This window comes from Promicromonospora alba, from assembly GCF_042654905.1.
GTDB lineage: Bacteria > Actinomycetota > Actinomycetes > Actinomycetales > Cellulomonadaceae > Promicromonospora > Promicromonospora alba.
Genome location: NZ_JBHSFI010000010.1, coordinates 196,837 through 204,580, shown reverse-complemented (window position 1 = coordinate 204,580; position 7,744 = coordinate 196,837). Strand labels below are relative to the sequence as shown.

7 protein-coding genes are annotated in these 7,744 nt (G+C 71.3%); 5 read left to right on the top strand and 2 right to left on the bottom strand.

What is annotated here, in order from left to right; all coding sequences use genetic code 11:
- The coding region (locus ACFO6V_RS27720) for a sulfite exporter TauE/SafE family protein (protein WP_377142308.1) at window positions 1-377 on the bottom strand (377 nt) is incomplete at its 3' end.
- 250 nt (window positions 378-627) lie between these two features.
- On the opposite strand from ACFO6V_RS27720, the gene ACFO6V_RS27715 reads away from it, so the two are divergent.
- From ACFO6V_RS27715 to cysN, 3 genes are read left to right on the top strand one after another with little or no spacing between them, the layout of a single operon-like run.
- On the top strand, window positions 628-1,503 hold the full coding sequence (locus ACFO6V_RS27715) for a 3'(2'),5'-bisphosphate nucleotidase CysQ (protein ID WP_377142305.1): 876 nt from the start codon (window positions 628-630) through the stop codon (window positions 1,501-1,503).
- A 3-nt stretch (window positions 1,504-1,506) separates the two neighbouring features.
- On the top strand, window positions 1,507-2,409 hold the full coding sequence (cysD, locus tag ACFO6V_RS27710; RefSeq protein WP_116676739.1) for a sulfate adenylyltransferase subunit CysD: 903 nt from the start codon (window positions 1,507-1,509) through the stop codon (window positions 2,407-2,409).
- Entirely contained in the window at window positions 2,409-3,728 is a 1,320-nt protein-coding gene (gene cysN, locus ACFO6V_RS27705) for a sulfate adenylyltransferase subunit CysN (protein ID WP_377142302.1), read from the top strand. The genes cysD and cysN overlap by 1 nt, the downstream gene beginning before the upstream one ends.
- Window positions 3,729-3,820: 92 nt before the next feature.
- Here the strand turns inward: cysN and ACFO6V_RS27700 are convergent, their stop codons facing one another.
- A complete protein-coding gene (locus ACFO6V_RS27700; RefSeq protein WP_377142300.1) occupies window positions 3,821-5,323 on the bottom strand; it encodes a S8 family peptidase in 1,503 nt (500 codons plus the stop codon).
- Between the two features lie 185 nt (window positions 5,324-5,508).
- Here ACFO6V_RS27700 and ACFO6V_RS27695 point away from each other — a divergent pair, with 185 nt between their 5' ends.
- Entirely contained in the window at window positions 5,509-6,150 is a 642-nt protein-coding gene (locus ACFO6V_RS27695; RefSeq protein ID WP_377142297.1) for an FMN-binding negative transcriptional regulator, read from the top strand.
- Complete coding sequence (locus tag ACFO6V_RS27690; protein WP_377142294.1) at window positions 6,147-7,679, top strand: amidohydrolase; 1,533 nt, start codon at window positions 6,147-6,149, stop codon at window positions 7,677-7,679. Before ACFO6V_RS27695 ends, ACFO6V_RS27690 begins: the two co-directional genes overlap by 4 nt.
- Window positions 7,680-7,744 lie beyond the last annotated feature (65 nt).

The following is a 7,744-nucleotide window of genomic DNA, read 5'->3' as shown; positions in this document are numbered from 1 at the left end:
AGCACGGCACGGACCACGAGGCCGCAGGACGCGATGAGCAGCGCTACCCCGAGCACCATCTTGAGCGTGCTGTCCAGGGAGTCGCCGAACGGCAGAGCCTGGATCAGGAGGGCTCCCGAGAACGCAGCGGGCACCGAGCCCACGCACAGCCACAGGACGAGCTTGAGGTTCACCGTCCCGCGTCGCATGTGCACTATCGCGCCCGCCGGCTTCATGAAGAGGCTGGCGACCACGTCGCTCGACACCGCCACCAGCGGGTCGACGCGGAACACGAAGATGAGCATCGGCGTCATGAGCGCGCCGCCGCCCATCCCGGTCAGGCCCACGACGAAACCGACCGCGAGGCCGCCGAGGATCAGGGGGAGGTCGATGCTCATCGGCGGTGCTCCTCAGGCCGGGCACGCAACCCCTTTATTCCGATCAAACCCATCGGGTTAGTAGGCATTAACGCCTCCTGGGGTGGTCAGGGGTGAGAAAATGTGCACTGGCACTGGACGGCATGGGCGGAATGGTAGCCTCGGCGCGTCCGCCGGACCTCCACCCACCGCGCCTTGGTCCCCGACGAGGGCCGGGCAGCGCAGCGCAGGACGGCCGGATCCCCGGAGAAGACGTCCACCCTGGAGATCGATGAACGCGCCGTTCCCTACGCTCCCTCAGGCGTCGCTCGATGACGACGCCCTTGCCGACGCACTCGCCACGGGAGCGGCGGAGGTGCTCCTCGCGCTCCGCGCCGAGGTCGACGCCGCCGGCGGCTCGTTCGTGGCCAAGGAATTCAAGGACGCGGGTGACGCCGCGGCCCAGGCCTGGCTCGCGGCCGCGCTGACCGCCGCCCGCCCCGCCGACGCCGTCCTCTCGGAGGAGGCGAAGGACGACGCGTCCCGCACGAGCGCGGATCGGGTGTGGATCATCGACCCGCTCGACGGGACCAGAGAGTTCGCCGAGCGGCACACCGACGGGCCCCGGGCCGGACAGTGGCGCGACGACTTCGCCGTCCACATCGCGCTCTGGGAGCGCGGGGCCGGCCTCACCGTCGGAGCGGTCGGCCTGCCGTCGCGCGAGCAGGTCCTGACCACCGCGGACGCCGTCGGGCCGGTGGACGACGGCGCGGCTGTCCTGGCCGGCGCCCGCCGGCTGCGGATCGCCGCGAGCCGCAGCCGCCCGCCCGCATTCGTGGCCGCCCTGGCCGAGCGCGACGACGTCGAGCTCGTCCCGATGGGCTCGGCGGGCGTCAAGATGATGGCTGTCGCCGACGGTACAGTTGACGCCTATGTCCACGGTGGTGGGCAGTACGAGTGGGACTCCGCGGCCCCCGTGGCCGTGGCACGGTCGCGAGGGCTCGTCTGCACGCGTCTCGACGGATCCGAGCTCGAGTACAACCGGGAGAGCCCATGGCTCCCTGACCTGTTCGTATGCCCCCCGGCCCTGGCTCCGCACCTGCGTGAGCTGCTCGACACCGTCGGTGTCGCGTCCGTGGTCGGGGCAGACCGCAAGGAAGGTGCTTGAGGAGTGAAGAGTCACGTCCTGAGCCAGCTGCGCAGCCTGGAAGCCGAGAGCATCCACATCATGCGTGAGGTCGTAGCCGAGATGGGGCGGCCGTGTCTGCTGTTCTCCGGCGGCAAGGACTCCATCGTCATGCTGCACCTGGCCGTCAAGGCGTTCGCGCCGGCGCGGGTGCCGTTCCCGATCATGCACGTCGACACCGGGCTGAACTTCCAGACCGTGCTCGACTGCCGCGACCGGTGGGTGGAGCGGACGGGCGTGCAGCTCGTCGTCGCCTCGGTCCAGGAGGCGATCGACCGCGGCCTGGTCCAGGAGGAGCCCAACGGCTCCCGCAACCGGATCCAGACGCCGGTGCTGCTGGAGGCCGCGGAGAAGCACGGCTTCGACGCCCTGTTCGGCGGCGGCCGGCGCGACGAGGAGAAGGCCCGCGCCAAGGAGCGCGTCTTCTCCTTCCGCGACGACTTCGGCCAGTGGGACCCGAAGAACCAGCGCCCCGAGATCTGGAACCTGTACAACGGCCGCGTCCACCAGGGCGAGTCCATCCGGGTGTTCCCGCTGTCCAACTGGACCGAGCTGGACATCTGGGCCTACATCGAGGCCGAGAACATCGACCTGCCCGACCTCTACCTCGCCAAGGAGCGCGAGGTCGTCGAGCGGGCCGGCATGCTCTACGAGGTCAACGACTTCACCCCGCTCAAGGACGGCGAGACCCCGAAGGTCCTGTCCACGCGCTACCGCACGGTCGGCGACGCGAACCTCACGGCCTGCGTCGAGTCCACCGCGACCACGCTGCGCGACGTCGTCGAGGAGGTCGCGGCGGTGCGCCTCACCGAGCGCGGCGCCACGCGCGGCGACGACAAGGTGAGCGAGGCCGCGATGGAAGACCGCAAGAAGGAAGGCTACTTCTGATGACGACGACTCTCCCTGAGGCTGGTTCAGCCCCCGAGGCGCACGAGGCCGTCAGCGGCGACCTCCTGCGGTTCGCGACGGCCGGCTCGGTGGACGACGGCAAGTCCACGCTGATCGGCCGGCTGCTGTTCGACAGCAAGTCGATCTTCGCCGACCAGCTCGAGTCGGTGGAGCAGGTCAGCAAGGACCGCGGCGACGACTACGCGGACCTGTCGCTCCTGACGGACGGCCTGCGTGCCGAGCGCGAGCAGGGCATCACCATCGACGTGGCGTACCGCTACTTCGCGACGCCCAAGCGCAAGTTCATCATCGCGGACACGCCTGGCCACATCCAGTACACGCGGAACATGGTCACCGGCGCCTCGACGGCGGACGTGGCGCTCATCCTCATCGACGCACGCAAGGGTGTCGTCGAGCAGTCGCGCCGGCACACGTTCCTCGCCACGCTGCTGGGCGTGCCGCACATCGTGGTCTGCGTGAACAAGATGGACCTGGTCGACTACGACGAGCAGGTCTTCGAGAAGATCCGGGCCGAGTTCACCGAGTTCGCCTCCCGGCTGCGGGTACCGGACCTGACCTTCATCCCGGTGTCCGCCCTGGCGGGCGACAACGTGGTGACCCGGTCCGAGAACATGCAGTGGTTCGACGGCTCGCCGCTGCTCAGCCACCTCGAGCGGCTGCACGTCGCCTCCGACCGCAACCTGGTCGACGTGCGGTTCCCGGTGCAGTACGTGATCCGGCCGCAGCAGAACGACACGCGCGACTACCGCGGCTACGCGGGCACCGTCGCGTCCGGCGTCATGAAGCCGGGCGACCGGGTGCTGGCACTCCCGGCCGGCCTGGAGACGACCATCGCGTCCATCGACACGGCGGACGGCCCCGTCGACGAGGCGTACCCGCCCATGTCGGTGACCGTGCGTCTGGCGGACGAGATCGACATCTCGCGCGGGGACATGATCTGCCGCCCGAACAACGCACCGACGGTCACGCAGGACATCGACGCCCAGATCTGCTGGATGGACGAGTCCGCGTCGCTGGTGCAGGGCAAGAAGTACGCGATCAAGCACACCACCCGGTGGGCGCGGGCGCTGGTCAAGAACATCAACTACCGCGTCGACGTGAACACCCTGCACCGTGACGAGGACGCGACCGAGATCAAGCTGAACGAGATGGCGCGGATCCGGCTGCGGGTGACCCAGCCGCTCTTCGTGGACGCCTACCAGACCAACCGGCAGACGGGCGCGTTCATCCTCGTGGACGAGGCGACCAACAAGACGGTCGCCGCCGGCATGATCGGCGGGCCCGCTCACCAGTACTGAGCGACCGCCTCCCGTTCCGCGGAGCAGCACAGAAGGGCCGCCGACCTGCGTCGGCGGCCCTTCTGCTCAGCGAGTCCTGACTGCTCGGTGACCTACTTGATCGTCACCGCGTCCAGGGCGTCGGTGATGCCGTCGCCGTAGAAGCTGTTCTCGTCCAGCGTGCCCACGCAGGCCGGCCCGGCCGTCGTGGTGGTGCACTCGTGGTCGTCGGCCTGGGCGCGGACCGCCGCCTCCAGCTTCGCCGGGCTCCAGCGCGGGTGCGCCGACTTCAGGAGCGCGAGCACGCCCGCGACGTGCGGGGACGCCATCGACGTGCCGCTCTTGGTGTCCCAGGTGCCGTTCAGCTCGGTGGAGACGATCGCGCTGCCCGGGGCGGAGACGTCGATCTTGCCGAGGCCGCGGTTCGAGAACGAGCTGAGGCTCGTGGCCTGGGTCAGGGACGAGACCGTCACCACGCCGTCCAGCTCCGCGGGGATGTCCTCGCAGTCGGAGTTGATCACGCGCTGCACCGGCGTCGAGTCGTTGGGGCTCGACGCATCGGTGGTGTTGTTGGCCAGGTCGGTGGCCGCGTTGCCCGCCGCGGCGGCGTGCACCACGCCACGCTTCGTCGAGAAGTCCACCGCGCGGCGCACGGCCTCCTTCGCGGCAGCCTGGTCGGGCTGGTCCTCGCACCAGTACATGAACGGGTCGATGTAGTACGAGTTGTTCGTGACGTCCATGCGGTGCATGCCCGCCCAGATGAAGCCGCAGACCGCGTACTCGGGGTAGATGTACCCGTCGTCGTTGACGACCTTGACCGAGGCCATCTTGACGCCCGGCGCGACGCCGACGATGCCGACGCCGTTCTGCGCCGCGGCGATGGTGCCGGCGACGTGCGTGCCGTGGTCCGAGGTGGTCGGCAGCCAGCCGGTCGCCGAGGTGTCCGGCTTACCGCCGTCGGTGCAGTTCACCGACTGGTCCGCGTCGACCTGGCTGGCCAGGTCGGGGTGCGACGCGTCGATCCCGGAGTCCAGCACGCCGACGGTGACCCGGGACGAGCCGGGGTTGACCTCGATGGCCTGGTCAGCCTTGATCATCGTCATGTCCCACTGCGTGGCCTCGCCCGGGTCGGGGACGGCGGTGGTGCCGGCCGGCTCGTCGACGGTCCAGCCGGTGGTGTCCTTCTTCGCCTGGCCCATGACGGTCTTGCTCTGCTTGGCCCCAGCGGCGGTCTCGGCGCCCGGCGTTCCCTCGGTCGGGGAGACCGTGCGGGTGGCGCCGACGGACTCGACGACGCCGACGCGGTCGGCCGCGAGCACGTCCTCGCGGAACGAACCGTTCGCGGAGTGGACGACGAGCACGCCGATCTGCGGCCAGGCCTGGACGACGACGCCGTCGGCCCGCTTGATCGACTTGACCGCGAGGATGGTGTCCCGGGCGCCGGCGCGCTCCGTGTTCACGACGTACGAGAACAGGGCTCCGTCCGGCGTGACGATCGGGACGGGTGTCGACTCCGGCTCGTCGGCCGCGTTTCCGGCTGCGCTGCCGAACGCGGTGAGCGCGAGCGCGGTCGCTGTAGCGACTGCGAGTGCTCTGCGGGAGTGGGAGATGCGCATGTTCACTCTCCTGTGGTGACTGAAGAGCCCCCGTGCGGGGCCCGTAGGGCAACCTACGCGTCCTGGCGAGGATTACCACCGGATCTGGGGAGAAGATACGAACGCGAAACCTACTTTTTCGCCCCGCGGTGCTTTCACCGCCCGCGCGTGTCCGGTCAGGAGCCCCGTGATGGTTCGATGACCCTGTGATCGACAACCGCGACTACCAGATCGAGGACGAGGCCCGCGTGCGCGAGCTCGTCCGCACCCACGGCTGGGCCACCCTGGTCTCGGTCGCGGACGACGGCACGCCCGTCGCCTCCCACGTGCCGGTCCTGCTGGAGGAGACGCCGCCGGGGGAGCCGATGAGCCTGCTCAGCCACGTCGGCCGGCCGGACGAGGTGCTGCACGGGCTCGACAGCGGACGCGAGTCGCTGCTGATCGTCCAGGGCCCCCACGGCTACGTGTCTCCCGGCTGGTACGACATGACCCCGGCCGTGCCGACGTGGAACTACGTCGCCGTCCACCTGTACTGCACGGTGGAGCTGCTCGGGCCGCAGGAGTCGTACGCGATCCTGTCCGACACCGTCGACAGGTACGAGTCGGTCATGCCCGACCCCGTCCGGTTGCCCCGGGTCGAGGAGTACGCCCGGCGCATCGCCAAGGGAGCCGCGGGCTTCCGCCTGCGTGTCACCCGATGGCAGGGCAAGGCCAAGCTGAGCCAGGACAAGCCGCGCGCCGTCGCGGAACGTGTGGTGGCTGCGCTGGAGTCGGACCCGCACTACGCGCAGCCAGCGCTCGCGGCGGAGATGCGGGTAGAGCTCGACCGCAGGCCGGACCAGTCGTGAGCCGCGCGGCCGAGCTGCTGCTGGCTGGTGCCCGCCTGGTCGGCCGCACCGACCCGGTCGACCTGTTGCTGCGGGACGGGCACGTCGTCGGCGTCGGGGCGGCGGGCACGCTCGACGCCGGGCCGGCGGAGCGGGTCGACCTGGCCGGCCGCACCGTCCTGCCCGGCCTCTGGGACAAGCACGTGCACCTCACGCAGTGGGCGCTGGTGCGGCGACGGCTCGACCTGTCGGGCGCCGGCTCCGCAGCCGAGGCGGCGGCGCTCGTCCGTGACCGCCTCGCGGAAGGGGTGCTCGAGCCCGGCGCCGCGCTGATCGGCTACGGGTTCCGGGACGGCCTGTGGCCGGACGTCCCGACCGCCGCGCTGCTCGACGCGGTGGCGGGCTCCGTCCCGGTCGTCCTCGTGTCCGGCGACCTGCACTGCGCGTGGCTCAGCACCGCCGGCCTGCGGTACGTCGGGGTCGACACGCACCCGACCGGTGTGCTGCGGGAGAGCGAGTGGCTGCCGTTGGCCGCCGCCGTCGACCGGGTCGCGGACGAGCTCGCCGACACCTGGGTGGCCGACGCCGCCGCAGCCGCCGCAGCCCGGGGCGTGGTCGGCGTCGTCGACCTGGAGATCACCGACAACCTCACCACCTGGCGCCGCCGGTTCGCGGACGGCTTCGACGCGCTGCGCGTCCGGGCGGGCGTCTGGACGCCCTGGCTGGACGACGTCCTCGCCGCGGGCCTGCGGACCGGTGACGTGCTGCCCGGCTCCGGCGGGCTGCTGGAACAGGGACCGTTCAAGGTGGTCACGGACGGCTCGCTCAACACCCGCACCGCCTACTGCCACGACGCCTATCCGGGCCTGACGGGGCCCGAGGCGCACGGGATCCTGTCCGTGCCGCCCGACGAGCTGGTCCCGCTCATGAAGCGCGCCCACGGCGGCGGGCTGCAGTGCGCGATCCACGCGATCGGCGACCACGCCAACGCCCTCGCGCTGGACGCGTTTGCCGCGACGGGCGCTCGCGGCTCTGTCGAGCACGCCCAGCTCCTCGACGACACAGATCTCGCGCGGTTCGCCGGGCTCGGCGTGATCGCGTCCGTCCAGCCCGAGCACGCCATGGACGACCGCGACGTCGCAGACCGGCACTGGGCCGGCCGCACCGGTCGGGCCTTCCCGTACGGCTCCCTGGCCGACGCCGGGGTGGTGCTCGCGCTGGGCTCGGACGCCCCGGTCGCGCCCCTCGACCCGTGGGTCGCCGTCGCGGCGGCCGTCAGCCGTTCCCGGGACGGGCGCGACCCGTGGCACCCCGAGCAGCGGATCGGGCTGCGGACGGCGCTGGAGGCCTCGACCGACGGGCGGGGGCTGTACCCGGCGGCGGGCGGCCCTGCGGACCTGGTGGTCCTGGACGCGGATCCCTTGGAGGTCGGCGCCGCCGACGGCGGGGCCGGGGCCGGGGGTGCGGCTACGGCCGCGGCGGACGCCCTGCGGGAGATGCCGGTAGCGGGCACCCTGCTGGCGGGCCGCTGGACCCACCGGACGTTCTGAGCCGGGACCGTCACCCCTGCACGCCGCACGCGACACGCCGACGGTGCCGGGCTGTGTGTAGGGGT